Annotated in this window: 20 protein-coding genes; 11 read left to right on the top strand and 9 right to left on the bottom strand. The window is 71.0% G+C overall.

Going from position 1 to position 23,057, the window contains the following annotated elements:
- A partial coding sequence (locus tag H5407_RS18785) for a thiamine phosphate synthase (RefSeq protein ID WP_183106017.1) occupies positions 1 to 973 on the top strand: 973 nt, incomplete at its 5' end.
- Here the strand turns inward: H5407_RS18785 and H5407_RS18780 are convergent.
- Positions 963 to 2,123, bottom strand: coding sequence for a DSD1 family PLP-dependent enzyme (locus tag H5407_RS18780; protein ID WP_183106016.1), 1,161 nt, complete (start codon positions 2,121 to 2,123; stop codon positions 963 to 965). The genes H5407_RS18785 and H5407_RS18780 overlap by 11 nt on opposite strands.
- A gap of 168 nt (positions 2,124 to 2,291) precedes the next feature.
- Between H5407_RS18780 and H5407_RS18775 the strand changes: the two genes are divergently transcribed.
- Complete coding sequence (locus H5407_RS18775; RefSeq protein ID WP_183106015.1) at positions 2,292 to 3,164, top strand: hypothetical protein; 873 nt, start codon at positions 2,292 to 2,294, stop codon at positions 3,162 to 3,164.
- 128 nt (positions 3,165 to 3,292) lie between these two features.
- Positions 3,293 to 4,174, top strand: a complete 882-nt coding sequence (locus H5407_RS18770) for a DMT family transporter (RefSeq protein WP_183106014.1) — start codon at positions 3,293 to 3,295, stop codon at positions 4,172 to 4,174.
- Between the two features lie 16 nt (positions 4,175 to 4,190).
- On the opposite strand, the gene H5407_RS18765 is transcribed toward H5407_RS18770, so the two are convergent.
- Positions 4,191 to 4,889, bottom strand: a complete 699-nt coding sequence (locus tag H5407_RS18765; protein WP_183106013.1) for a CAP domain-containing protein — start codon at positions 4,887 to 4,889, stop codon at positions 4,191 to 4,193.
- A 201-nt stretch (positions 4,890 to 5,090) separates the two neighbouring features.
- Here H5407_RS18765 and H5407_RS18760 point away from each other — a divergent pair, with 201 nt between their 5' ends.
- The 3 genes from H5407_RS18760 (at position 5,091) to H5407_RS18750 (ending at position 9,642) form a co-directional block, all read left to right on the top strand.
- Entirely contained in the window at positions 5,091 to 5,798 is a 708-nt protein-coding gene (locus H5407_RS18760) for a DUF6445 family protein (protein ID WP_220800674.1), read from the top strand.
- 138 nt (positions 5,799 to 5,936) lie between these two features.
- Positions 5,937 to 6,332 (top strand): PleD family two-component system response regulator, encoded by a 396-nt coding sequence (locus H5407_RS18755; protein ID WP_183106012.1) that lies wholly within the window; start codon positions 5,937 to 5,939, stop codon positions 6,330 to 6,332.
- Positions 6,333 to 6,498: 166 nt separating this feature from the next.
- Positions 6,499 to 9,642 carry a prolyl oligopeptidase family serine peptidase gene (locus H5407_RS18750; protein ID WP_183106011.1) on the top strand — a complete coding sequence of 1,048 codons (3,144 nt, stop codon included), beginning with the start codon at positions 6,499 to 6,501 and terminating at the stop codon, positions 9,640 to 9,642.
- A gap of 27 nt (positions 9,643 to 9,669) precedes the next feature.
- On the opposite strand, the gene H5407_RS18745 is transcribed toward H5407_RS18750, so the two are convergent.
- Positions 9,670 to 10,602, bottom strand: a complete 933-nt coding sequence (locus tag H5407_RS18745) for a hypothetical protein (RefSeq protein ID WP_183106010.1) — start codon at positions 10,600 to 10,602, stop codon at positions 9,670 to 9,672.
- 159 nt (positions 10,603 to 10,761) lie between these two features.
- Here H5407_RS18745 and H5407_RS18740 point away from each other — a divergent pair, with 159 nt between their 5' ends.
- Positions 10,762 to 11,424, top strand: a complete 663-nt coding sequence (locus H5407_RS18740) for an alpha/beta hydrolase (RefSeq protein WP_183106009.1) — start codon at positions 10,762 to 10,764, stop codon at positions 11,422 to 11,424.
- A 6-nt stretch (positions 11,425 to 11,430) separates the two neighbouring features.
- Here the strand turns inward: H5407_RS18740 and H5407_RS18735 are convergent, their stop codons facing one another.
- A complete protein-coding gene (locus H5407_RS18735) occupies positions 11,431 to 12,765 on the bottom strand; it encodes a PAS domain-containing sensor histidine kinase (protein ID WP_183106008.1) in 1,335 nt (444 codons plus the stop codon).
- On the bottom strand, positions 12,755 to 14,089 hold the full coding sequence (locus tag H5407_RS18730) for a sigma-54 dependent transcriptional regulator (protein ID WP_183106007.1): 1,335 nt from the start codon (positions 14,087 to 14,089) through the stop codon (positions 12,755 to 12,757). Before H5407_RS18730 ends, H5407_RS18735 begins: the two co-directional genes overlap by 11 nt.
- Positions 14,090 to 14,248: 159 nt before the next feature.
- Between H5407_RS18730 and H5407_RS18725 the strand changes: the two genes are divergently transcribed.
- From H5407_RS18725 to H5407_RS18715, 3 genes are read left to right on the top strand one after another with little or no spacing between them, the layout of a single operon-like run.
- Positions 14,249 to 15,568, top strand: coding sequence for an efflux RND transporter periplasmic adaptor subunit (locus H5407_RS18725; RefSeq protein WP_183106006.1), 1,320 nt, complete (start codon positions 14,249 to 14,251; stop codon positions 15,566 to 15,568).
- A 15-nt stretch (positions 15,569 to 15,583) separates the two neighbouring features.
- Complete coding sequence (locus tag H5407_RS18720) at positions 15,584 to 16,261, top strand: ABC transporter ATP-binding protein (protein ID WP_183106005.1); 678 nt, start codon at positions 15,584 to 15,586, stop codon at positions 16,259 to 16,261.
- Positions 16,262 to 16,271: 10 nt separating this feature from the next.
- Complete coding sequence (locus tag H5407_RS18715; protein WP_183106004.1) at positions 16,272 to 18,689, top strand: FtsX-like permease family protein; 2,418 nt, start codon at positions 16,272 to 16,274, stop codon at positions 18,687 to 18,689.
- A 15-nt stretch (positions 18,690 to 18,704) separates the two neighbouring features.
- Here H5407_RS18715 and H5407_RS18710 read toward each other — a convergent pair whose 3' ends face one another.
- A complete protein-coding gene (locus H5407_RS18710; RefSeq protein WP_183106003.1) occupies positions 18,705 to 19,187 on the bottom strand; it encodes a MerR family DNA-binding transcriptional regulator in 483 nt (160 codons plus the stop codon).
- Between the two features lie 56 nt (positions 19,188 to 19,243).
- Here H5407_RS18710 and H5407_RS18705 point away from each other — a divergent pair, with 56 nt between their 5' ends.
- A complete protein-coding gene (locus H5407_RS18705) occupies positions 19,244 to 20,317 on the top strand; it encodes an MBL fold metallo-hydrolase (protein ID WP_183106002.1) in 1,074 nt (357 codons plus the stop codon).
- A 328-nt stretch (positions 20,318 to 20,645) separates the two neighbouring features.
- Here the strand turns inward: H5407_RS18705 and H5407_RS18700 are convergent, their stop codons facing one another.
- The 3 genes from H5407_RS18700 to gmhB are packed head-to-tail and all read right to left on the bottom strand — an operon-like array spanning position 20,646 to position 23,057.
- Positions 20,646 to 21,596: a M48 family metallopeptidase gene (locus tag H5407_RS18700; RefSeq protein WP_183106001.1), complete on the bottom strand. Its 951-nt coding sequence runs from the start codon at positions 21,594 to 21,596 to the stop codon at positions 20,646 to 20,648.
- A 43-nt stretch (positions 21,597 to 21,639) separates the two neighbouring features.
- A complete protein-coding gene (locus H5407_RS18695; protein WP_255501320.1) occupies positions 21,640 to 22,410 on the bottom strand; it encodes a 1-acyl-sn-glycerol-3-phosphate acyltransferase in 771 nt (256 codons plus the stop codon).
- The gene (gmhB, locus tag H5407_RS18690) at positions 22,407 to 23,057 is read right to left on the bottom strand and encodes a D-glycero-beta-D-manno-heptose 1,7-bisphosphate 7-phosphatase (protein WP_255501319.1); all 651 of its coding nucleotides are present in this window, start codon (positions 23,055 to 23,057) and stop codon (positions 22,407 to 22,409) included. Before gmhB ends, H5407_RS18695 begins: the two co-directional genes overlap by 4 nt.

Raw genomic sequence — 23,057 nt, 5'->3', positions numbered from 1 at the left:
CCTGCGCGGCTGGCTGGCCCTGCCGCGCCAGCACCAGGCACCGCTGCACCACCATGGCAGCGGCTGCACCTTCGCCAGCGCCGCCGCCGCCGCCCTGGCCCGCGGCTTCCCCCTGGCCGACGCCCTGGTGCTGGCCAAGATGTGCAGCTGGCAAGGACTGCGTCAGGGCCATGCCGCGGGGGGTGGGGCCGGGCCACTGCGCCCCACGCCCGACTTCATCCACTGCCCAGAGGCCATGCCTGTGATGGGCTTCGGCGACGAGCTCCGGCCCGACGCCGCCACCCTGGCGCGCTGGGCCTCGGTGCTGGCCCGTCAGCAGGCCGAGGCGCCGTTCAGTCCGGGGCTCTACGGCATCGTGGACGACGAGGCGCGACTGGCCGCGATGGCCGGCACCGGTCTCCCCCACCTGCAGCTGCGCTGCAAGACAGGCCCCGAGCAGGACTGCACCGTGCTGCGCCAGCGCATCGCCGCTGCCGTGCAATGCATGCGGGACCATCCCGGCACGCACTTCTGGATCAACGATCACTGGCAACTGGCCCTGGAACTGGGCGCCAGCGGTCTCCACCTGGGTCAGGAAGACTGGGCCTGCCTGGATGCGGGCCAGCGCCAACGCATCCGGGACAGCGGTGCCGCCCTGGGGATCTCAAGCCACAGCCTGTGGGAGCTGGCCCGGGCCCGCGGCCTGGCGCCCGCCTACATCGCCTGCGGCCCCGTCTGGCCGACGACGACCAAGCACATGCCCTGGCTGGCTCAGGGCCTGAGCCAACTGGCCTGGTGGTCACGCATGGCCGGTCGCCCAGTGGTGGCGATTGGCGGCGTGCTGGCGCCGGCGCAGGTCGAGTCGGCCGCCCGTGCCGGCGCTGCGGCCGTGTGCCTGGTCCGGGGGTTGGATGCGCAGCGCCTGCACGACTACCGTGCGGCCTGGCAGGCGGGCCGGCAAGACTGTCAGTGTCGTCAGGACCTCAGCGGCTGAGGCCCCGGGCCTCGATGGCCCAGACCGCCACGACGCGGCCGGCACGATGCGCCACCAGCGCATCGTGCAGGTTCAGCGTGGGGTCGCAATGGCCCGGCACAAGCAGGATCTGCTCACCCAGACGCGGCTTGGCACCGCCGGGCGTGCGGCACTGCAGGATGCCGTGCTCGTCATTGGCCGAGACGTAGTCCCAGCGCCCGCTCGGGCTGCCGGCATCCCAGACCCAGGGCATGCCCGATTCGGCGGACAAGGACTTGAGCCCGGCGTCCAGCACCACGCGGTCGCCCATGCCCTCGCTCATCACCGTACTGGCCAGCAGCAGGGCGTGCTCGAAGCGCAGGCTGGCATCGGCCACCTCATTACGGCCGTAGTCTGCATCCATGAAGACGTAGGAGCCGGGCTGCAGCTCGGTGTAGAGGCCCAGGCCCAGGTCGAAGGCAGCGCTGCCGGTGCCTCCGCCGGTGATGGTCTCGCAGTCCAGGTCCTGGTCCTGCAGGCCCTGCACCACGGCACGGGCGCGCTCGGTGGCGCGCAGCACGGCCTCGCGGCGGGCCTCCATGCCGCGCACATGCTGCAGGCCGCCCTGGTAGGCCTGCAGACCCTTGAAGCGCAGCTGGCCGGCGTACTGCTCCATCACCTCGACCAGGCGCAGCACGGCCGGCGCATCCGCCACGCCGCAGCGGTCCTGGCCGATATTGATCTCCACGAGAAGCTCCAACCGGCTGCCGGTCTGCTCACAGGCCTGGGCCAGCTGCTCGATCTGCTGCTCATGGTCCACGCAGACGCTCATGCGCGCGCGGCCGGCCAGCTCAGCCAGCAGGCGGGCCTTGGCTTCGCCCACGACCTCGTTGCTGACGAGGATGTCCGGGATGCCCGCCGCCACGAAGGGGATGGCCTCGCTGACCTTCTGGCAGCAGATGCCCACCGCACCCGCCCGCATCTGGGCCTGGGCGATGGCCACGCATTTGTGCGCCTTGGCATGCGGGCGCAAGGCCATGCCGGCGGACACCGCCGCGGCCTGCATCTTCGTCACATTGCGCTCGAAGGCATCCAGGTCCAGCAGCAGCGCTGGGCTGTCCACGGCGCTCAGGAGGTCACCGAACCGGGCCAGTGGGGGCAGCAGCGAGGAGAGGGGGGCGGACGGGTTCATCGCCCCATTGTGGCCCGTTTTGCTAGCGTTTCAAGACCGCGTCCGCATCCACAAGGTACTGGGGGTATTCGAGACAAGCCCGGCTCTTCATCCACAAGATGTGGGATGTCCAGCCGCCGCAGCGGCGAAACACTGCCCGCTCAACCTTGCTTTACTTAGGAGAGCGCCATGGCCCAGACCCATCTCTATTCACACCAGAAGCTGATGAACGATCCGACCCTCTTCATGGGGCAGGTGCCGCTCATCGCCCATGGGGACTCCTGGTTCTCCTTCGGGGACTTCTTCCCGACCAAGACCCGCTCCCTGCTGGACTTCTTCCAGTTCGGCCGCGACGCCGGCATCGTCAATTACGCCATGCCGGGGCAGCGGCTCAGGGACTACCCCGACCCGCAGCGCTATGCCAAGTTCCACCTGGCCATGACCCTGCGCGGCATGCCGCGCTGGGGCGCAGTGCTGCTCTCCGGCGGCGGCAACGACATGATCGCCTGGCTGCGCCGCGGCCCCGGCACCGACCTCGGCCAGCGACTGCTGCGCGCCCCGGCCGAATGGCTGCCGGAGCATTTCGGGCCGCTGCGCTACGTCTCGGAGCATGGCTGGAGCAAGCTCTGCGCCGAACTGCTGCAGTCCTACGTCGAGCTGGACGCCCTGCGCAAGCAGTGCGCCAATCCACAGGCCCCGATGGTCACCCATGTCTACGACTACATGGTGCCGCGCTTCGCCTATGCCGCCGGTGGCCTGGCCGGTCCTTGGTGCGCGCCCAGCCTGCAGACCTTCCAGATCCCCACCGAGGCCTGGGCGCCCATCATGCGCCTCCTGGTGGACTGGAACCACAGCTTCCTCACCCACACGGTGCAGAACTGCATCGGCAACTTCGTGGTGCTGGACACGCGCGGCGTCAGCCAGCCCGCCGAGGCCGGCAGCACCGGCCGCAGCGGCGATTGGCAGAACGAGATCCACCTGATCCCAGAGGCCTACGAGAAGATGGCCCGCCGCAACTGCAACGACACCCTTTCCAGCCTGGTGGCCGGCTACGAGATCTGAGGCGGGCCGTGGCAGGGGGCGCCCGGCCGAGGCCGCACGGCGCATGAGGGCGGGCGATACTGCCCGATCGCGACCGCGGGCTGTGCGGCCCGCCGCCGCGATCACCGTCCAGCCCAGCCCGCCCTCCCATGTCCACCCTTGCCCTGCTGCTCGTCCTGGCCGCCGCCTTGTGCCATGCCCTCTGGAACCTGATCGCCAAACGCCAGGGTGGAGGCAGCGAGCTGGTGCTGATCTGCGCCATCCTGGTCAGCGTGGTCTGGGCGCCGCTGGCCTTCTGGCAGGGCTGGAGCACCCTGCCCTCGCTGGGCCGCGTGGAGTGGGCTGCCCTGAGCGCCAGCGCGGTGCTGCACCTGGTCTATTTCCGCTGCCTGCTTCATGGCTACGCCGTCTCGGACCTCACCGTGGTCTACCCCGTGGCACGCGGCAGCGGCCCGCTGCTGAGCACGGCCGGCGCGGTGCTGGTGCTGGGTGAGCGCCTCAGCGTGGTCGGGGGCCTGGGAGCCCTGATGGTGGTGGGTGGCGTCTTCCTGATCGCCGGCGGACCGGCGCTGTGGCGCCAGGCCCATGAGCCGGCGCGCCGCGAACGCACGCTGCGCGGCCTGCGCTGGGGGGCGCTCACCGGCGCCTGTATCGCCGCCTACACGCTGCTGGACGGCTACTCGGTCAAGGTTCTGTTGATCTCGCCCATCGTGCTGGACTACTTTGCCAACGTGCTGCGCATCCCCATGATGCTGCCGGTGGCCCTGCGCGATCCAGCGGCCTTCTGGGCGGCCTGGCGCCGGCAGTGGAAGGCCGCCCTGGCCGTGGCAATCCTGAGCCCGGCCAGCTATGTGATGGTGCTCTATGCCATGCGAGTGGCCCCGCTGAGCCATGTTGCGCCGGCGCGCGAGCTGTCCATGCTGTTCGCGGCACTGGCCGGAGGCAGCCTGCTGGGCGAGGGCGACCGGCTCCTGCGCCTGCTGGGCGCCGCCTTCATCGCCCTGGGCGTGATGGGGCTGGCGCTGGCCTGAGGCGGCCAGGCCCGGCTCAGGGCGAGGCGAAGTCCTGCGTCCAGGTCAGGCGCCCCGTGCCGCCATTGGCGCGCAGGCAAGCCAGGCCCATGTCCTTGGCGCGGGCACTCATGATGTTGCGGCAGTGGCCCTCGCTGTTCATCCAGGCCTGCACCACAGATTCCACCGTGGACTGGCCGGCCGCGATGTTCTCGCCCCAGGAGGACCAGCGATAGCCGGCCGCGCTGATGCGCTGGCCGGCGTTGCTGCCGTCCGAGCCTGTGTGATCGAAGAAGTTGTGGTCCACCATGTCCTGCGTATGCCGGCGGGCGGCGTCGGTGAGGGCGGCGCTCCAGCGCAAGGCCGAGACAGGCGGCATCGCCTGGCTGCCGCACACCGCCCCCCGCTGGCGCTGCTCGTTGACCAGGCGCAAGGCGGTAGCCTGGAAATCCGGCAGACCGCAGTCGGCGGCCGTGGCGCCAGGCGAGGGGGTGGGGGTGGGCGAGGGAATCGGTGTGGGCGTGGGCGTAGGCGTAGGCGTAGGCGTAGGCGTAGGCGTAGGCGTAGGCGTAGGCGTAGGCGTAGGCGTAGGCGTGGGCGTAGGCGTGGGCGTCGGTATTGGCGCTGGGCTCGGTGCCGGCTCGCTGCCCGCGCCTCCGCCCCCGCAGGCCTGCAACAGCAAGGCGGCGCTCAGCAGGCAGGAGGCGGCAAGGGTCGGGCGCATCAGGGCGGACATAGGTGCGGCAATTCATCGTGGAAGGCGGCGCATTGTGCGGGCCCGGCCGGCGCCCGGCGCAGCAGCGCAACATCTGCACACGCACGCACGCACCTTGTTGCCCGCTCGCCCCGGTCCCAAGCCCGCAAGCGGTGAAGTCCCCAGGCGTCAAGCCGTCGGCCGGGTGCTAGGCTGCCAGCCTCCTCCGTCCGGTCCTCTACCATGATTCCCCTGCCCCCGCCCGGCACGGTCCTGCCGCCCATTCCCCCTACCGCGCCACGACTGGTCGATGATGGCCTGGAGCTGGGCCGCAACTACTGGGTCTGTGACGACATCCTGCCCAATGCCTCCAAGATCCGCGAGCGCTGCCTGCGCCACCAGGGCTGGCACTATGGCTTTCCCCATGCCCAGGAGAGCTGGCCGGGCATGCGCTTCCATGGCGCGCTGGAGGCTGCGGAGCTGGCGCAGATCGAGAGCCGGGTGCGTGAGCTGACCGGCGCCCGGCGCCTTTGGGTGGGCACCGCGCCCAGTGGCGCCACCCTGGACTTCAACGTCGCCCAACTGGTGGGCGAGAAGGAATGCGGCGCACGCCCCCACACGGACCGCCGCGACCTCTGCACCTACGCCGCCGTGCTCTACCTGCACCCCGAACCGCCCCCCGACAGCGGCACCAGCTTCTACCGCCTGCGCTATCCCAACGGCGCCATGGGCGGCAACCTGGTGGGCGCGCCGCACAAGAACCTGGTCGATGCCCTCAACGTCCGCAGCCTACCGCCGCAGGCCTGGTACGAGGAGCGCCGCGTGGACAACCGCTTCAACCGATTGCTGGTCTACAAGGCCGCCTTGGTCCACAGCGCGACCCGCTATTTCGGCGAGGCCCTGGAGGACAAGCGCCTGACGGCCGTCTTCTTCTGGCTGGCCGAGCACTGAAGGCTCGACACACCAGGGCATCTTCTTCACGTCCTTCTTCACGCCCTTCTTCACGCCGGCGGCGCCCGCCCTGCCCCCGCCGGGCTTGCCAGGGCCACGGCGCTGGGCTAGCGTTCGCCAACGCCCGGGAATGCCACCATGAAAAAGATACTGATCGTCGATGACCATCCCGAAATCCGCGATCTGCTGCGGATGACGCTGGAGCTGGCGCAGAGCTTCAGCATGAGCGAGGCCAGCAACGCGGCCGAGGCGCTGGAGCTGGTCCGCAAAGACTGCCCGGAGCTGATCCTGATGGACGTCATGCTGCCGGGCGGCATGAGCGGCCTGGAGGCCTGCCGCCAGATCCGGCAGATGCCCGAAGCGCAGCCCACGCCCAAGGTGATCATCGTCAGCGCCCGCCCCTTCGAGGATCTGCGCGCGGAGTTCGAGGCCTCGGGCGCCGATCTCTTCATCGCCAAGCCCTTCGGACCCATGCAGCTGGTACAGGGGATCAGCAGCCTCTACGCCACCCACGGGGACAATCCCACCCCCTGAACAAGCGCCGGGCCCTGCCTGCGCAGGGGCCGGGGTCGGCGGCTGCAGCCTGGCGTCTCAGCGCGGGCTCGCACGTCTCCTCGATGCCCTCATCACCACGGCCGGCCGCAAGGCAGGCCTTTCTCTTCACGGGCCTTGTGCCCGCCTTCCTCGATTGCGTCTCGTCATGTTCCATCGTCGCTCTCTGTTCGCCCACGGCCTGCTGATGGCCGGCGTCTTCAGCCTCAATCCCATCCTGGCCGCCATGGCCGAAGAGCCCCGGGCCGAGGGCACCGCGCTGACCGCCCAGTCCGTCACGGCCGCCGCGCCGCGCCCCATCGCCCACAGCGACTACGCCCAGTGGCGCAGCATCCAGGGCTCCGCGCTCTCGCGGGATGGCCGCTTCGCGGCCTATGCCCTGGTCGGCCAGGAAAGCGACGGCGAGCTGGTGGTGCGCCGCCTGGCGGACGGCCAGCAGTGGCGCGTGCCCCGCGGTCTGCAGCCCCAGTTCAGCGCCGACAGCCGCTTCCTGGCCTTCGCCCAGGCCCCCACGCGCGCGGCGCAGGACCAGGCCCGCAAGGACAAGAAGAAGGGCGAGGACGCACCCAAGCCGGGCGCCGGCTGGATGGACCTGTCCAGCGGCCGTTTCGAGACCGTGGACCGCGTCAGGCGCTTCGCCTTCGCCGAGGACGGCGGCCAGCGCCTGGCCCTGTGGCTGGAGCCCCCGGTCAAGGCCGACAAGAAGGCGGCCTCCGGCCCCGCCAAGGCCGACGTGGACAATGAAGGCATTGACCAGACGGCCCCCAACGAGAACGGCTTCTTCGGCGCCAGCCATGCCAGCGCCGAGGCCGGTAAGAAGAAAGAGGCGGGCAGCGCCCTGCTCCTGGTGAATCCGGCGGACGGCCAGCGCCAGCGCCTGGAGGACGTGAGCAGCTTCACCTGGAGCCGCGACGGCCGCTGGCTCGCCTACGCGGTCAGCACGCCAACGGCCAAGGACAGCAAGGACACCAAGCCGGCGGCGCCCTCGCGCGACGGGGTCCATCTGCTGCCCGGCGATGGCGGCGAGCCCCGCATGCTGCTGGGTGGCGCTGGCGTTTACAAGCAGCTGCAGTTCGACGAAGCCGGCCAGCAGCTCGCCTTTGTCAGCAACCGGGACCATCTCAGTCGGCAGGCCGCAGAGAAGGCCGCCGAGAAGACCGTCTCCGACAGCAAGGAAGGCGCCAAGGACAGCAAGGATGAGCCCCCCGCCACGCCCTTCAAGCTCTATCTCTGGCAGGCAGCCGGCGAAGTCAGTGCTGTGGAGCTGCTGGCCGCCGGCAGCCTGGGCCTGCGCGAGGGCTTTGCCCCCAGCGAGCATGCCAGCCTGCGCTTCAGCAAGGACGGCCAGCGTCTCTTTCTGGGCACCGCCCCCCTGCCCAAGGAAGCGGCCAAGGACGCACCCGAGCCCCTGAAAGTCGATCTCTGGCACTGGAAGGATCCGGAGCTGCAGTCCATGCAAAAGGTTCGCGCCGAGAAGGAGAAGCTGCGCAGCTACCGCGCCGTCATCCACCTCGCCGCGCCAGCCGTCCCGCGCTTCGTGCAGCTGGCCACGCCCGAGCTGCCTGAGGTCCTGGTCAATGACAACGCCGACGTCGCCCTGGGCTTCAACGAGCGGCCCTACCGCGCCCTGCAGTCCTGGGACACGCTCTACCGCGATGCCTACTCGGTGAGCCTGCAGGACGGCAGCACGCGCCTGCTGGCCCGCAAGCTGCGCGGCATGCCCCAGCTCTCGCCCGGCGGTCGCTACGTGACGGCCTTCCTGCCCGATCTCAAGCAATGGATGGCCTGGCGCACCCGCGACGGCAGCGAGCGGCCCCTGACCGCCGCGATCAAGGGTGAGCACTTCGAGAACGTGGAGCGCGATGTCGTCGAGCCCGCGGACGCCTACGGCCAGGTCGGCTGGATGAGCGAAGACCGCGCCGTGGTGCTCAATGCGCAGTACCACCTCTGGTCCGTGGACCCCGAAAGCCTGCAGGCCCGGCGCCTCACGGCGGGTGTGGGCCAGGACCGGGTCCAGCTGCGGCTGCAGCGCGTGGATGAGGACGGCGCCGACCGCGAAGAGCGTCACCTCAAGCCCCTGCCCACCGGCCCCTGGATCCTGCTGGGCACGGCCGAGCAGGACAAGTCCACCGCCTTCTACCGGCTGGACCCTGCATCTCCCGCCGCAGCCGAACGCCTGCTGCACAGGCCGCAGTTGCTGGGCGGCCTGGTGAAGGCGCGCAACGCCGAGGTCTGGCTGCACACGGCCCAGGACTTCCGCACCTTCCCCGATCTCTGGTTGAGCCAGGGCCCCCTGGGCCAGGCGCAGCGGATCTCGGACGCCAACCCGCAGCAGGCCGGGCTGCGCTGGGGCACGCAAGAGATCGTCGGCTACACCTCGGCCAAGGGACAGAAGCTGCGCGCACTGCTGGCCAAGCCCGAGGACTTCGACCCGAAGAGGAAGTACCCGCTGATGGTCTACATCTACGAGAAGATGACGGACGCCCTGCACCGCTACGTGCCGCCGGCACCGGGGCAGAACATCAACGTCAGCCGCTACGTCAGCAAGGGCTACCTGGTGCTGCGGCCGGACATCGTCTACAGCATCGGCCATCCGGGCCAGAGCGCGATGGACACAGTGATTCCGGCAATACAGCAGCTGGTGAAGCAGGGCTTCGTGGACGAGAAGCGCATCGGCATCCAGGGCCACAGCTGGGGCGCCTACCAGATCAACTACCTGCTGACCCGCACCTCGATGTTCCGCGCCGCCGAGGCCGGCGCCTCCATGGCCAATATGGTCAGCGGCTACGGCGGCATCCGCTGGGGCACGGGCAAGAGCAGGGCCTTCCAGTACGAGCAGCAGCAAAGCCGCATCGGCGCCACGCCCTGGCAGCGACCCGAGCTGTATGTGGAGAACTCGCCCATCTTCCGCATCGACCGCATCACCACGCCCTACCTCACCGTGCACAACGACGAGGACGACGCCGTGCCCTATTACCAAGCCATCGAGTTCTTCACCGCGCTGCGCCGCCTGGGCAAGGAGGCCTACTGGTTCAACTACAACGGCGAGAAGCACGGCCTGCGCGACCGCGAGGCGCTCAAGCACTTCACCGTGCACATGGGCGAGTTCTTCGACCACTACCTGCTGAACGAAGCCCGCCCGGCCTGGATGGACCAGCCCGTGCCCTACCTGGAGCGTGGTAAGCGTGACGTGACGCCGCTGTTCAAGCCCACCGGCGTGCGGGCCGCCGAACGCCCGCCCCTGATCGAAGACCCGACGGCACCGCCGCAGCAACCGCTGCAGACGCGCTGAAGGCCCGGCGGCCGCCCGCCCGGCGGCTCAGTGGGCCGCCGGCACCGGCGGCTGCCGCGCCAGGGTCTCGAAGAAGCTCTCGCTCATGGTGCCGGCACTGAGCCGGTGCACCAGGGCCATCATGAAGCGGCGCTTGGCGGCAAGGGTCAGGTCTTGCTCCGACCAGGCCTTGACCCGGCCGGCATAGCCCGGCGTCATCAGCCAGCCGAAGACCTCGGCCTTGTCCTCCTCGGGGCCGTACTGCGCATAGCGGCTGACCAGGCCGGGCGCCGGGTGACCCAGGTTGTGGAAGACACCGCCATAGGCCGTGGCACCGCCCTGGCCGTAGCCCAGGCCCTCGGGATTGAGCGCCAGCCAGGCGGGGTCGCGGTAGTAGAAGTCGCCAAAGAGCCGCTCTTCGATCAGGTGGTAGAGCTCATGGTGCACCCGCAGCTCCATGCCGGCGGCGCACAGCGGGTTGCCATTGTCTGCATAGACCACGGCCGAGCGATCCGGCGCGGGCATGGCCAGACGCATCTGGGTGTCGCCCACGACCAGGTCCTTGACCAGGCCCACCTCCTGCAGGCCGATGCGCTGGAAGAAGCCGGGCTGGTAGCGCTCCAGTGCCGGCAGCGCCACGGCCAGCAGGCGGCGCAGGCGCGCGATGTCCGCAGCCTGGGGCCCGAAATGCTGGGTCTGCGCATGGGCCCAGGGGCCGTCCCAGTTCAGCCGCAGGCCCAGGGCCTGCAGGCGCTGGGCGGCATGGGCCTGCAGCGTGTCCAGGCTCGCTGTTGCGGGCAGGGCCAGCTCGTAGCGGAACTCCGAAGGGCATTCCATGGCCAGGCTGTCCGGCCCCTGGACCGGTCGCCCGGGCGTCCCCGCCTGGCCCGGCCCCAGAGCCGCGCAGCCCCCCAGGCTCAACCCCAAGCCCAGCAGCAAGCCCCGCAGCAAGCCCGCCCGCCCGGCAACGCCCCTGCGCACGCTGGCGCTCCCCGTTCGATGAAGCATCTCTGTCGTCCTGTCTGTCATCCCCGCTCAGCGCTGCATGGTAGCTGTCCGCGCGTGGGATGATGGCGGCGCGGCGCGACTGCCGCCCGCCATCAACACACCTGTCACGCCCGACTCCCGCCGGACCCCGCCATGCTCGACACCATCGAACTCCAGACCCAGGCCGAGCCCACCGCCAGCCTCATCGTCCTGCACGGCCTGGGCGCCAGCGGCGACGACTTCGTGCCCGTCTGCCAGGCCATGGACCTGCGCAGCATCGGCGGCCTGCGGGTGATCCTGCCCCAAGCGCCGGAGCGGCCCGTGTCCATCAACGGTGGCTACCGCATGCCGGCCTGGTACGACATCGGCCTGGACGCCAGCGGCCAGCGCGTGGAAGACGAGCGCGGCCTGCGTGAATCGCAGCGCCAGATCGAGGCCCTGATCGCGCAAGAGGTGGAGCGCGGCATCCCGGCCTCGCGCATCGTGCTGATGGGCTTCTCCCAGGGCGCGGCCATGACCCTGATGACCGGACTGCGCCATGACCAGCGTCTGGCGGGGCTGGTCGCGCTCTCCGGCTATCTGCCCCTGGCCGGCACGACGCAGGCCGAGCGCCATGCGGCCAATGCCGACGTGCCCCTCTTCCTGGCCCATGGCGACAGCGATGAGGTCGTGCTCCCCGCCCGCGGCCTGGCCAGCAAGGCCGAGCTGGAACGCCTGGGCCATGCCGTGCAGTGGCACGGCTACCCGATGGGCCATGAGGTCTGCATGGACGAGATCGCCGACGTGGCGGCCTTCATCCGCCAGTGCCTGGCCTGAGCACGCTCAGAAGCTCAGCACGAAGCAGGCGCCGCCCTGCGCGCGCCGCTGCAGCCGCACGCTGCCGCCCATGCCATGCACCAGCTGGCGCACCACGGCCAAGCCGATGCCGCGCGCGCCGCTGCCCGGCTCGCGCTCCCGGGTGCTGAAGAAAGGCAGGAAGATGTCCCGCTCCAGGCCGGGCGGTACGCCGGGCCCGTTGTCCCGCACCTCGATGTTCAGGCGCCCGCCCCGGCCCAGTCGGGCCTGCACCCAGGCCTGCGGCTGCGGCAGCGCCTGCGTGGCCTGCTCGGCATTGCGCAGCAGGTTCAGCAGGGCCTGCTCCAGCTGGCCCGCATCGGCCTGCAGCAGCAGGCCCGGCGATTCGAGCTCGAAGTGCAGCGTCCCTCCGCGGGCCTGCCAGCGCGCGGACTGCAGCACGGCCAGGCGCTCAAACAGGGCCTGCAGGGGCACGGGCTCCAGCCGCGGAGCCGGCCAGTCGCTGATGCGGCGGTAGTCGGCCACGAAGCGGGACAAGGCCTCGGCCCGGCGCGCGATGGCTTCCAGCGCCACGGTCAGGTCGGCGGCGGCGGCCTTTTCGTCGCACGGGGCATCGCGCGGGGCGTTGCACGGCGCTTCGTCGTGGGCATCTTCCAGGGCGCCCTCCCCGGACTCGGCCTGCAGTTCCTGCGCACAGCGCGCCAGCGAGGCGATGGGGGTCAGCGAGTTCATGATCTCGTGCGTCAGCACCTGCACCAGTTGGCGCCAGGCGCGCAGAGTCTCTGCTTCCAGGGCGGACTCCAACGGCAGCAGGGCCAGCAGCCAGCCCTGGCGGCCTTCCCGGACCCAGGGCCGCGAGGCCAGCAGGCAGCGCTCCTCGCCCCGCTCGGCATCCACGCGCAGCCAGCTGCGCTGGCGGCTGGCGGGTTCGGCCTCGTCGCGCAGCTGGGCCAGCAGGGCATCCGCGTCCCGCGCGCCGCCGGGCGCCAGCCAGCGCCGCGCCGCACCATTCAGGGCCGCGGGCGGCCCACCTTCCTGATACAGCCACAAGGCGACGGGCGCCTGGTCCAGCAAGGCTTCACTGAGCGCCGCCGCGCGCTCACGGTGCCGCAGCACGGCCTCCGCCCCCTCGCCCGAGCGGTCCGGCCCAGCCAGCTCACGGGCAGCACGCCAGAGTGGCAAGACCTGACCCCACATCAGCGCCAGCATCAGAGCCAGGCCCAGCGCCGCCAGCACCTGGGCCCGCGGGCCCTCCGCCCGGCCCCAGGCCCACGCGGCCGCCAGGGCCAGCGCGAGCAAGAGCAGCAGCCGCCAACCCCTGCGGCGCAGCAATCCTTCACGGTCCAGGCCGTCAAAGCCCATGCTTGTCCAGCCGACGGTACAGCGCCGCGCGCGAGACGCCCAGGCGCCGGGCCGCCTCGCTGATGTTGCCCTGGGCCTCGCGCAGGGCCTCGTCCAGGGCTGCGCGCTCGCGTTCAGCCAGGGTCAGCCCAGGGGACGGCAGGGGCGTCGCGGCCAGCGCCTGCAGCTGAAAGTCCTCGGGCTCGAACTGCGGCCCCGGCGCCAGGATCACGGCGCGCTCGCAGGCCTGGCGCAGGTCCCGCACGTTGCCGGGCCAGTCGTGCGCCAGCAGGGCCTGCAGCGCCGGCGCAGCCAGGGGCCGGGGCGCACGGCCATGCTCGGCCGCGTAGCGGGCCAGGAAGTGCGTGGCGAGCTGCGGGATGTCCTCGCGCCGCGCCCGCAGCGGCGGCACGCGCAGCACGACGGTGTTGAGGCGGTACAGCAGGTCGGGGCGGAAGCGCTGGGGGTCGAAGAGCGCGGTCTCGTCCAGGTTGGTCGCGCTGACGATGCGGGCCTGCAGCGGCAGCGGCGCGTCGGCGCCCAGGGGCGTGAACTCGCGCCGCTCCAGCACAGCCAGCAACCGGGCCTGGCCTGCCATGGAGAGATTGCCGATCTCGTCCAACAGCAGGGTGCCTCCGGCTGCCGCGAGGAAGCGGCCCGGGCGGTCCTGGCGCGCGTCGGTGTAGCTGCCGCGACGGTGGCCGAAAAGCTCGCTCTCCAGCAGGGTGTCGGGCAGGGAGCCCAGGTCCACCGCCAGAAGTGGCCCGCCACTGCGCTTCGAGCGCGCATGCAGCTCGCGCGCAACCAGCTCCTTGCCCGCGCCCATCTCGCCCAGCACCAGCACATGCGCATCGGTCGCGGCCACGGCGGCGATCAGGCGGCGCAGTTCCTGCATGGGCGCCGACTGGCCGAGCAGGGCGCTGGCCGGCGCCCCGTCCGCCCCTTCATTGATCGGCTGGCGCAGGGCCAGGGCGGCGGCCACCGCGGCCAGCAGGCGCGGGTGATCCCAGGGCTTGGTGATGAAGTCCAGCGCGCCGGCCTTGAGGGTCCGCACCGCCAGCTCCACGCCCGCATGAGCCGTCATCACGATCACCTGGGGCGCGCCGGGCCGCTGGCGCAGCTGCTGCAGCAGGGTCAGGCCCTGTGCGCCATCGCTGTGGCCGGGCAGGAAGTTCATGTCCAGCAGCAGCAGGTCAGGCCGCCATTGCGCGATCGCCGCCTCCAGCTCGGCCGGGCGCTGCAGGCAGCGCACCTCGCCGAAGCGGCGCTGCAGCAGCAGGCGCGCGGCCACGCCGACGTCGGGGTCGTCGTCAAGCACGAGCAGGCGGGCCGCGTTTTTCAGCATGGGCGCGACCATACCAGCCCGGCCGGCGGGTCGGCCAGCCCCTGTCCGGATCCGGACAGCTGGCGCCGACGGCTGAGCCGCATCCGGACAGCCGCGCGGCCGGCGGCCCCGATGGCATGGGCCTTGCGCCGCTGGCATGGGCCTTGCAAAGACGGAGGCATGAATGCCCACCCACCCCTCCCTCTGCATGCCACGTCCGGCGCCGGCATGGACCGCTCCCTGCCCCCCAGCCGCTGGCAGCGCTGGCGCCGCACCGCCTGGCTGCTGCTGCCCGCCGCCGCGGCCCTGGCCTGGGCACTGGCGCCGGAGGGCCTGCGCGTCCCCAGCCAGGACCTGCAGCTGGCGTCCGTGCAGCGCGCCCCCTTTCGCGATGACATCGCCCTGCGCGCCCAGCTGCAACCGCAGCAGCAGCTCATGATCGACACCACCGAGGGCGGGCGCGTCGAGGCCGTGCTGGTCAGGGACGGCCAGCCCCTGCACGCAGGGCAGGCACTGGTGCAACTGTCCAATCCCCAGCGCGAGCAGGAGGTGCTGGCACGCACGGCGGAAGTGGCGCAGCAGCTGGCCAATCTCTCGACCCTGCGCGCAGCGCAGGCGGGCGCGCAGGCGCAATGGCGGCGCGAGCTGGCCCAGCGGCGCCATGAGCTGGCCCTGGCCGCAGAGGAGGCCGAGCGCCAGCAGGCGCTGGCGACGCAGGGCTTTGTCGCGCCGCTGGCCGAGCGCACCGCGCGCCGCCATGCCGAGCTGCAGCGCCAGCTGCTGCAGCAGGCCGAGCAGGACAGCCAGGCCGAGCTGCAGGTGCGCGCCCAGACCGTCAACGCGATGGAGCGCGCGGTGCAGGGGCTGTCGGACGGCCTGGCCCTGGTCCGCCAGGCCGCCGAGCGCCTGACGGTGCGCGCGCCGGCCGACGGTCAGCTCAGCGGCTTCAGCCTGCAGCCGGGCAGCGTGATCCGCCCCGGCGAGCGTCTGGGTCGCATCGAAGACCTTCGCAGCTGGCTGCTGAGCGCCGAGGTCGATGAGTTCTACGACGCCCGCGTCCACCCCGGCCTGAGCGGCACCCTGATGCACGGAGGCAAGCCCTGGCCCCTGCTGCTGCACGAGCGTCAGGCCAGCGTGCAGCAGGGCCGGTTCAAAGTCGCGTTCACCTTCGCGGGCGCTGCACCCGAAGGCCTGCGACCGGGTCAGAGCTTCGAGATCGGACTGCGCCTGGGCGCACCCGCAGAGGCGCTCTGCCTGCCCACCGGCGCCTACCTGGCCGACGGCGGCGGCTCCAGCGTCTATGTGCTGGACCCCGACGGTCGCCACGCCCGCCGCCGCGCCGTGCAGCTGGGCCGGCGCAGCAGCACGCAGGTGGAGGTGCTGGGCGGGCTGCGCGCCGGCGAGCAGGTGCTGGTAGGCCCCACCGCCGCCTACGAAGGCCATGCCGTATTGCGCCTGAGCGGCCCGACGGCGGACGCCGACCGGCAGCCATTACATTGATCCACGGAGACCGCGATGATCCATTTGAAATCCCTCAGCAAGCGCCACCGTAGCGGCGACATCGAGACCACGGCGCTGGACCGCATCGACCTGCAGATCGAGGCCGGCGAGTACCTCTCGGTCACCGGCCCCTCGGGCTGCGGCAAGACCACGCTGCTGTCCCTGCTGGGCCTGCTGGACCGCCCCAGCAGCGGCGAGTACTGGTTCGACGGGCGCGAGCTCTCGCGCTGCTCCGAACGCGAGCTGGCCGGCCTGCGACGGGGCCAGATCGGCTTCGTGTTCCAGAGCTTCAACCTGATCGACGAGCTCAGCGTCGAGGAGAATGTGGGCCTGGCCCTGGACCACGCCGGCCTGCCGCGACGCGAGCAGCGCCAGCGCGTGGCTGCGGTGCTGGACCGCCTGGGCCTGGCCCACCGCGCCGGGCACCGCCCCTCGCAGCTCTCGGGCGGACAGCAGCAGCGCGTGGCCATCGCCCGCGCCCTCGTGCGGCGCCCCAGCCTTCTGCTGGCCGACGAGCCCACCGGCAACCTGGACAGCGCCCAGGGACAGGAGGTGATGCGCCTGCTGCGCGAACTCAACGAGGAAGGCACCACGCTCGTGATGGTGACCCACTCCCCCACCCATGCCGCCCTGGCCCCGCGCAGCGTGCGCCTGCTGGACGGCCGCGTGCTGGTCGATGCCCTGGCGGCCTGAGGAGCAGCCCATGTCCTTACTCGACCTCCGCGTCGCCCGGCGCCAGATGGCCGCCGCGCCGCTACACACCCTGGCCAGCCTGGGCGGCCTCGCCCTGGCCCTGGCGGCCTGCCTGCTGCTGAGCACCCTGATCGCCGATCGCCTGCTGCCGGACCGCCAGTTGCAGGACCCCGATCGCATCGTGCTGATCGACTTTAAGGGCAATATGCCCGACCGCCAGGAAGACTGGTTCCTGCGCACCCCCTTCGCCTTCTATGACGCCCTGCGGCAGGCCCGCGCGCCGCTCACGGACCTGGGGCGCTACGTCGAGGCCCGCCGCCGGATGCAGCTCAGCGGCGTCGGCCCGCTCGACGAGGGCCGGGAACTGCTGACAGCAGCCATGGATCCGACTCTGGCCCGGCTCTTTGCGCTTCGCTCGCTGCAGGGCGATGCGCAGGAGGCGCTGTCACGGCCGGACCGCATCGTCGTCACGGAAGCCTTCGCTCGCCGCAGCTTCGGTCGCGTCGAGGTGCTGGATCAGCCGGTGAGACTGGGGCTGCACACGCTCACGATTGGCGCGGTGGTGGCCTCGCCCTCCCCGCGCCACCCGGTGCAGGCCGAACTGATGGTGAACTTCGACAGCCCGGCCGCCGGCTTGGGCCAGGAGCTCAAGACGGCCTGGTTCTTCATGAACGGCCAGGTCTGGGGACGGCTCGCGCCAGGCGCCAGCACGACGCAGCTCGGAGCGCTGGCGCAGTCCCTGCTGGACCACAGTCCCGTGATCGCCCAGCTGCCGCCAGACTGGGTGGCCGACGGGCGCAAGGCCGCCTTCATGCGCGCCCTGCCGCTGAGCGCGCAGGCCTTCGAGGGCCGCGCCGGCCAGGCGCAGCGGCAGGTGCTGACGGCCCTGCTGGGGGCCGCCCTGCTGCTGTGCGTGCTGGCCCTCGTCAATGCCGTCAACCTGGGCGGCGTGCGCATGCTGCAACGCCAGCGCGAAATGGCCATCCGCAAGAGCCTGGGCGCCAGCCCGGCCTCGCTGCTGGGGTTGAGCCTGGCCGAGGCCGGCCTGCAGTCCCTGCTGGCGGGCGGGCTGGGACTGCTGCTGGCCTGGCTGCTGGCGCCCTGGATGGCAGATGTGCTGGAGCTGCCTGCGCCAGAGATCGTCTCCTGGCCTGGCCTGCTGCTGGCCCTTGGCCTGATGATGCTGAGCACCCTGGTGATCGCGGCCTACCCCGCCTGGCTGGCCTGGCGCCTGCGCAGTGCCGAGGCCTTGCAGGGCCGGCTGGCCGGCGAGGGCCGCTCGGGCCCCTGGCTGCGCCGGCTCTTCGGCGGCCTGCAGTTCGGCAGCGCCCTGCTGGTCCTTGCCATGGCCCTCACGGTCTGGGGCCAGAACGCGCACGTTCTGCGGCGCGAGCTGGGCTACCAACCGCAAGGCTTGCTGGCCCTGACCCTGCCCGATGGAACGAGCCGAACACAGCTGGACGCCCTGCGCGAGTCCCTGGCCCGACTGCCCGGCGTCCAGGGGATGGCCTGGACGGCGTGGATCCTGGGCTCGGGGCGCGAGGTGCAGGAAGCCCGGCTTGAGCGCCCGCCGCTGCAGACCACGGCGCGGGTACAGCTGGTCGATGCCGACTTCTTCGAGCTCTATCGCGTCCGCCCCCTGGCGGGCCGGATCGAGCCACCATCGACCGCTGAGCAGCGCCTGGTGATCGACACCCTGGCGGCGAAGGCCCTGGGCTGGGCGGACCCGCGGGACGCCATCGGACAGCGGATCCCCGAGCAGGCCCGCGGCCTGGATCAGTCGGCGCAGTACAGCCGCATCGTGGCCGTGATCGCCCATCTTGCGCTGGAGAGCACACGCGAGGCGCAGCTGCCACAGGCCTTTCGCCTGCAGTTGCCGCCCGAGCAGGCCAGCGAGCGCGAGGCCGGCGTGCTCAATGTCCGCACGCTGGCGCCCCTGGACGAGGGCGCGCTGAAGGCCCTCTGGGCGCGCCACTTTCCGCAGCAGCGTCTGCAGCTGGAGCGCCTGGCCGACACCCTCATGGAACCCTACACCCAGGACCTGCGCCTGGGCAGGCTGGTGACGCTGTGCGCCGTGCTGGCCCTGGCCATCGCGGGCTTCGGCATCTACGCGCTGTCAGCCCACCTGGTGCAGCGCCACGCCCGCGAGATCGTGCTGCGCAAGCTGCATGGCGCGGGCCCCTGGCAGGCCCTTGGGCGGATGGGCAGGGAGCTGGCCCTGCTGCTGCTGGCCGGCACGCTGCTGGGCGTGCCTCTGTCGTGGGCGCTGGGGCAGCTCTACCTGGGCGGCTTTGCAGACCGCGCGGCCCTGGGCGCGTGGCCGCAGTTCCTGGCCTTGACGGGCCTGCTGGCTGTCGCGGCGCTGGCCAGCCTGCGCCACGGCCTGCAGGCCATGGCATTGAGGCCCATCGCCGCCTTGCACGGCTGAGGGGCGACTGAGCGCTCAGCGCTGCGCCAGCAGCGCCCGGCAGCGCTCCTCGTGCTGGCTGATTTCCTCCAGCGTGACCTCGATGTCCTCCAGCTGTTGCTCCAGCTGGCGGCGGTGCTGGGCCAGCACTTCGAGGAAGGCCTTGAGCTGGGGCGCGGTGTCAGCGCCGGCGGCGTCGTACATATCCACCAGCTGCTTGATTTCCTGCAGCGAAAGGCCCAACCGCTTGCCGCGCAGGGTCAGCTTGAGGCGGGTGCGATCGCGGTGGGTGTAGACGCGGTTGCGGCCCTCGCGCGCGGGGCTCAGCAGGCCCATGTCCTCGTAGAAGCGGATGGCGCGGGGCGTGATATCGAATTCGGCCGCCAGCTCGGTGATGGTGAACAGGCGGGAGCCGCCTTCGAGCGAGGCGTCCAGGGGAAGAGTCGCGGAAGCGTCGCCCGCGTCCTCGGTCCCCGCGAGGGCGTTTGCTGGGGAACTCAGGTCGGACGAGGGGCTCATGGCTACACTGCGCTGAATGACGTTTACGTTAACGTTAGTCTAAGCCCTTGCCGCCCATGGCCAATCCACGCGAATCCGAACTGAACTATCCCTGGGGCGAGACCCTGCCTGAGGCCGGCGGCCTGCTGGCCCTGGAACCGGGCCTGGCCTGGGTGCGCATGGGCTTGCCCTTTGCGCTGGACCACATCAACCTCTGGCTGCTGCGCGACGAGATCGATGGCCGCAGCGGCTGGACCCTGGTGGACTGTGGCGTGGCCAATGAGGACACCCGCAGCCTTTGGGAGCAGGTGCTCAAGCAGGGCCTGCAGGGCGAGCCCCTGCAGCGGGTGCTGGTCACGCACTTCCACCCCGACCACCTGGGCCTGGCCGCCTGGCTCACTGAGCGCTTCAGCACGCCCGAGCAGCCCTGCCGTCTGTGGATGAGCGCGGCGGACTACAACCTGGCCCGCATCGCCAGCAGCTCCACCGTGGGCATGGGCGGCGAGGCGGCGGCCGCCTTCTTCGCCAGCCACGGGCTGACGGACCCCGAGGCCCAGGCCAAGATCCGCGGCCGGGCCAGCTACTACCCCAGCATGGTGCCCGCCGTGCCCGCCAGCTACCGCCGCTTGATGCCGGGGCAGGTGGTGACGATAGGCGGTGCGCGCTGGCGCTGCATCGGCGGCTATGGCCATGCGCCGGAACACCTGAGCTTCTTCCGCGAGGACGGTGCGCCCGTGCTGATCTCGGGCGACATGCTGCTGCCGCGCATTTCCACCAACGTCAGCGTGGTGGATGTCGAGCCCGAAGCCAACCCCCTGCAGCTCTACCTGGATTCTCTGGCCGCCCTGCTGGAGCTGCCGGCTGACACCCTGGTGCTGCCCTCGCATGGCCGGCCGTTCCGCGGCATGCATCCGCGCGTGGCGCAGCTGCAGGAACACCACCAGGAGCGGCTGGCCGAGGTGCTGCAGGCCTGCGCCGAGCAGCCCTGCCACGCGGCGGAGCTCCTGCCCCTGCTCTTCAAGCGCCCACTGGACCTGCACCAGACCACCTTCGCGATGGGCGAGTCCATTGCCCACCTGAACGCCCTGTGGCTGCAAGGCCAGCTGCGGCGCGAGCGCGGCAGCGACGGCGTATTGCGCTTCCGCGCCTGAGCCGCAGCAGCAGCAAGACCTGCCCCCAAAAAGAAAAACCGCCGACGCTTGCACGACGGCGGAATCCTTTTGATTGTCGATCGGGCCGGGCTGAACCCTGGCTCGGCGACCCGCAGCTGATCCCAGTCGAATCAGCTGGGATCCCCTGAACACGGCCCCCGGGCAAAGCGGCCGCGTTGATCGCGGATCCTGGCTCTGCTGTTGGCCGCCCTGTTCCTCTCAGGGCTGCCGGGGCCGTGTCGTGATGACAGCTTGTAGGTCAGAGTGTGCGTTTGGCAGTCCAGCGGCGCCTATCCTCCTTAAGGGGGAGATCGGCATCAGGCCGGTATCACTCGCTGAAATCAGGCAGGGCGGCGCGGCGCAACTGATGGCGGGCCTGCTCATAGTCGGGCAGCACGGCCCCCACCACGGCCCAGAAGCGCGGGCTGTGGTTCATTTCGTGCAAATGGGCCAGTTCATGCACCACAACGTAGTCGATGGTGGCGGGCTCGAAGTGGATCAGCCGCCAGTTCAGCCGCACCGAGCCGTCGATGCTGGCGCTGCCCCAGCGGGTCTGGGCCGAGGACAGGCGCAGGCGGCTGATGCGCACGCCCATCTGGGTCGCGAAATGCGCGCAGCGCTGGGTAAAGAGGCTGCGCGCCTGGGCCTGCAGCCAGCTCAGCACGGCATCACGGATCTGCTGTGGGGCGGCCTCCTGTGGCAGGCCCAGGTAAAGCGTCTGGCGCGGCACGCTGGCCAGGCTGGGCTGGGGATCGGTCAGGCCGGAATCCAGCCGGGCCTTGAGCGGCAGGCGCTCAGCCGAGGGGTCCAGCACGATGATGAGATCCTGGCCCAGGTAGGGCACCACGCAGCCATCCGCCCAGCGGATCTGCGCGGCCGCCAGGCGCTCGGTGCGATCCCGCTGCTCCTGCAGCTTGCGCAGGATCCAAGCGGCCTTGTGCTGCAGGGCGCGCTCGATCTCGCCCACGGGCACCCACTTGGGCGCGCTGACCCGCAGGCCGGCCTCGCTGATGGTGAAGCCGATGCTGCGGCGCCGCGCCCGGCGCAGTTCGTAGTCGACCTGCGCCGTGCCCAGTTGCACGCTGCGTGCGGGTGCGGTGGGGATGGCGGGCGCAGGAGGCGGGGACTGCAAGGGCGAAGGCGGCATGCTGGAGCGGCGCGGCGGCCTGCGCACGGGCGGCGCCGGCTCCTGGGGCGCCGACGCGGAAGGCGGCTCAGGCTCCCGCTCGAACAGCGAGAGCTGGACGTACTGGAAGAGGCCGGCCAGGCGATGCAGCATGGCCGCCAAGTTTACGGGTGGAAGACCGACCCTGCGAGTACCATCAAGACGCCGGGGTCGGGTCTTGATAGGCCTCGGGATCCAGGCGGCGCATCTCGGACTCAATCCAGTCCTCCACCTGCTTCATCAGCTCGACCGGCTCGCGGCCCACCGAAGGGATGGGGCGACCGATGGAGATGTCCACCACGCCGGGACGCAGCAAGAAGCTCTTGCGCGGCCAGCAGCGGGCCGAGGTCGCAGCGATGGGCACCACCGGCACGCCGGTGGCCACGGCCAGGCGGGTGCCGCCGCTCTTGTACTCGCCCTTCTGGCCGCGGGCGATGCGGGTGCCCTCGGGGAACATGATCACCCAGTTGCCCAGCTCGGCCATGCGCTTGCCCTGCTTGAGCACCTTGGCCCAGGCCTCGGAGCGGCGACCACGGTCGATGTGGATCATGTCCATGGCCGCCATAGCCCAGCCGAAGAAAGGCACGTAGAGCAGCTCGCGCTTGAACACATAGGCCATGGGGTGGGTCATGATGGCCGGGTAGGCGAAGGTCTCCCAGGTGCTCTGGTGCTTGGACAGCAGGATCACCGCATTCCTTCGGTCGGCGCGACTGGGCAGATGCTCCATGCCCTGCACGCGGTACTTGACGCCGCAGATCACCTTGGCGCCCCAGATGGCCAGCGCCAGCCAGCCGGCGCAGGTCCAGTAGACCTTGTCACCCCGCGTGAACAGGGACAGCAGGACCGCGAACAGGGCCCAGGGGATGACGGTGATGATCAGGAAGAGGACAAAGATCAGCGAGCGGATCGCCGACAGCAGCAGGCTCAATTCAAGTCTCCGGGAACAGTGTTGGGGGACAGCTGTTCGCCACGGGCATCAGCCCGGGCGCGCCGTTCTTCTTGGATCAGGTGCTCGGCGAAGCTCGCCAGGTTGTCATGCAGCTGGGCGCCCGGCACCTGGGCCAGTTGGGCCTGGATCTGGCCTTCGTCGGCCAGGCCCAGGCGCTCGCCGCGCAGCAGGTGGGGGATGCAGCCGGCGGCCTGCGCGGTCTGCAGGTCCTTGAGGCTGGCGCCCACGAGGTGCACCTGTGCCAGGTCCACGTTGAAGCGCTCGCCGATCTGGGTCACCAGGCCCGGCAGCGGCTTGCGGCAGGTGCAGCCCTCGTCCGGCGCGTGGGGGCAGAAGAAGACGGCATCCAGCCGCCCGCCCTTCTCCGCCAGCAGCTGGTTGAGGCGCTGGTGCACGGCGTTGAGCGAAGCCATGTCCAGCAGCCCGCGGCCGATGCCGGGCTGGTTGGTGGCCATGACCGTGTGCCAGCCGGCATGGTTGAGCCGTGCCACCGCTTCCAGGGCCCCGGGCAGGGGCTCCAGCTCATCGACCGACTTGACGTGGTCGTCCCGGAAGCGGTTGATCGTCCCGTCTCGCCCCAGGATGACGAGTTTCATGCTGTGGCTGTGGTCGGAACGGGCGGGCAT

Origin of the sequence: Mitsuaria sp. WAJ17, assembly GCF_014174515.1 — a bacterium.
Taxonomy (GTDB): Bacteria; Pseudomonadota; Gammaproteobacteria; order Burkholderiales; family Burkholderiaceae_C; genus Roseateles_B.
The sequence above is the reverse complement of the archived record's forward strand: the minus strand, read 5'-3'. Positions and strand labels throughout refer to the sequence as shown.

Bases quoted from the DNA above. Each gene is read 5' to 3' on its own strand.
- H5407_RS18780 (WP_183106016.1), bottom strand. From the start codon at position 2,123: ATGAACCCGTCCGCCCCCCTCTCCTCGCTGCTGCCCCCACTGGCCCGG.
- H5407_RS18775 (WP_183106015.1), top strand. From the start codon at position 2,292: ATGGCCCAGACCCATCTCTATTCACACCAGAAGCTGATGAACGATCCG.
- H5407_RS18770 (WP_183106014.1), top strand. From the start codon at position 3,293: ATGTCCACCCTTGCCCTGCTGCTCGTCCTGGCCGCCGCCTTGTGCCAT.
- H5407_RS18765 (WP_183106013.1), bottom strand. From the start codon at position 4,889: ATGTCCGCCCTGATGCGCCCGACCCTTGCCGCCTCCTGCCTGCTGAGC.
- H5407_RS18760 (WP_220800674.1), top strand. From the start codon at position 5,091: ATGATTCCCCTGCCCCCGCCCGGCACGGTCCTGCCGCCCATTCCCCCT.
- H5407_RS18755 (WP_183106012.1), top strand. From the start codon at position 5,937: ATGAAAAAGATACTGATCGTCGATGACCATCCCGAAATCCGCGATCTG.
- H5407_RS18750 (WP_183106011.1), top strand. From the start codon at position 6,499: ATGTTCCATCGTCGCTCTCTGTTCGCCCACGGCCTGCTGATGGCCGGC.
- H5407_RS18740 (WP_183106009.1), top strand. From the start codon at position 10,762: ATGCTCGACACCATCGAACTCCAGACCCAGGCCGAGCCCACCGCCAGC.
- H5407_RS18735 (WP_183106008.1), bottom strand. From the start codon at position 12,765: ATGGGCTTTGACGGCCTGGACCGTGAAGGATTGCTGCGCCGCAGGGGT.
- H5407_RS18730 (WP_183106007.1), bottom strand. From the start codon at position 14,089: ATGCTGAAAAACGCGGCCCGCCTGCTCGTGCTTGACGACGACCCCGAC.
- H5407_RS18725 (WP_183106006.1), top strand. From the start codon at position 14,249: ATGAATGCCCACCCACCCCTCCCTCTGCATGCCACGTCCGGCGCCGGC.
- H5407_RS18720 (WP_183106005.1), top strand. From the start codon at position 15,584: ATGATCCATTTGAAATCCCTCAGCAAGCGCCACCGTAGCGGCGACATC.
- H5407_RS18715 (WP_183106004.1), top strand. From the start codon at position 16,272: ATGTCCTTACTCGACCTCCGCGTCGCCCGGCGCCAGATGGCCGCCGCG.
- H5407_RS18710 (WP_183106003.1), bottom strand. From the start codon at position 19,187: ATGAGCCCCTCGTCCGACCTGAGTTCCCCAGCAAACGCCCTCGCGGGG.
- H5407_RS18705 (WP_183106002.1), top strand. From the start codon at position 19,244: ATGGCCAATCCACGCGAATCCGAACTGAACTATCCCTGGGGCGAGACC.
- H5407_RS18700 (WP_183106001.1), bottom strand. From the start codon at position 21,596: ATGCTGCATCGCCTGGCCGGCCTCTTCCAGTACGTCCAGCTCTCGCTG.
- gmhB (WP_255501319.1), bottom strand. From the start codon at position 23,057: ATGCCCGCCCGTTCCGACCACAGCCACAGCATGAAACTCGTCATCCTG.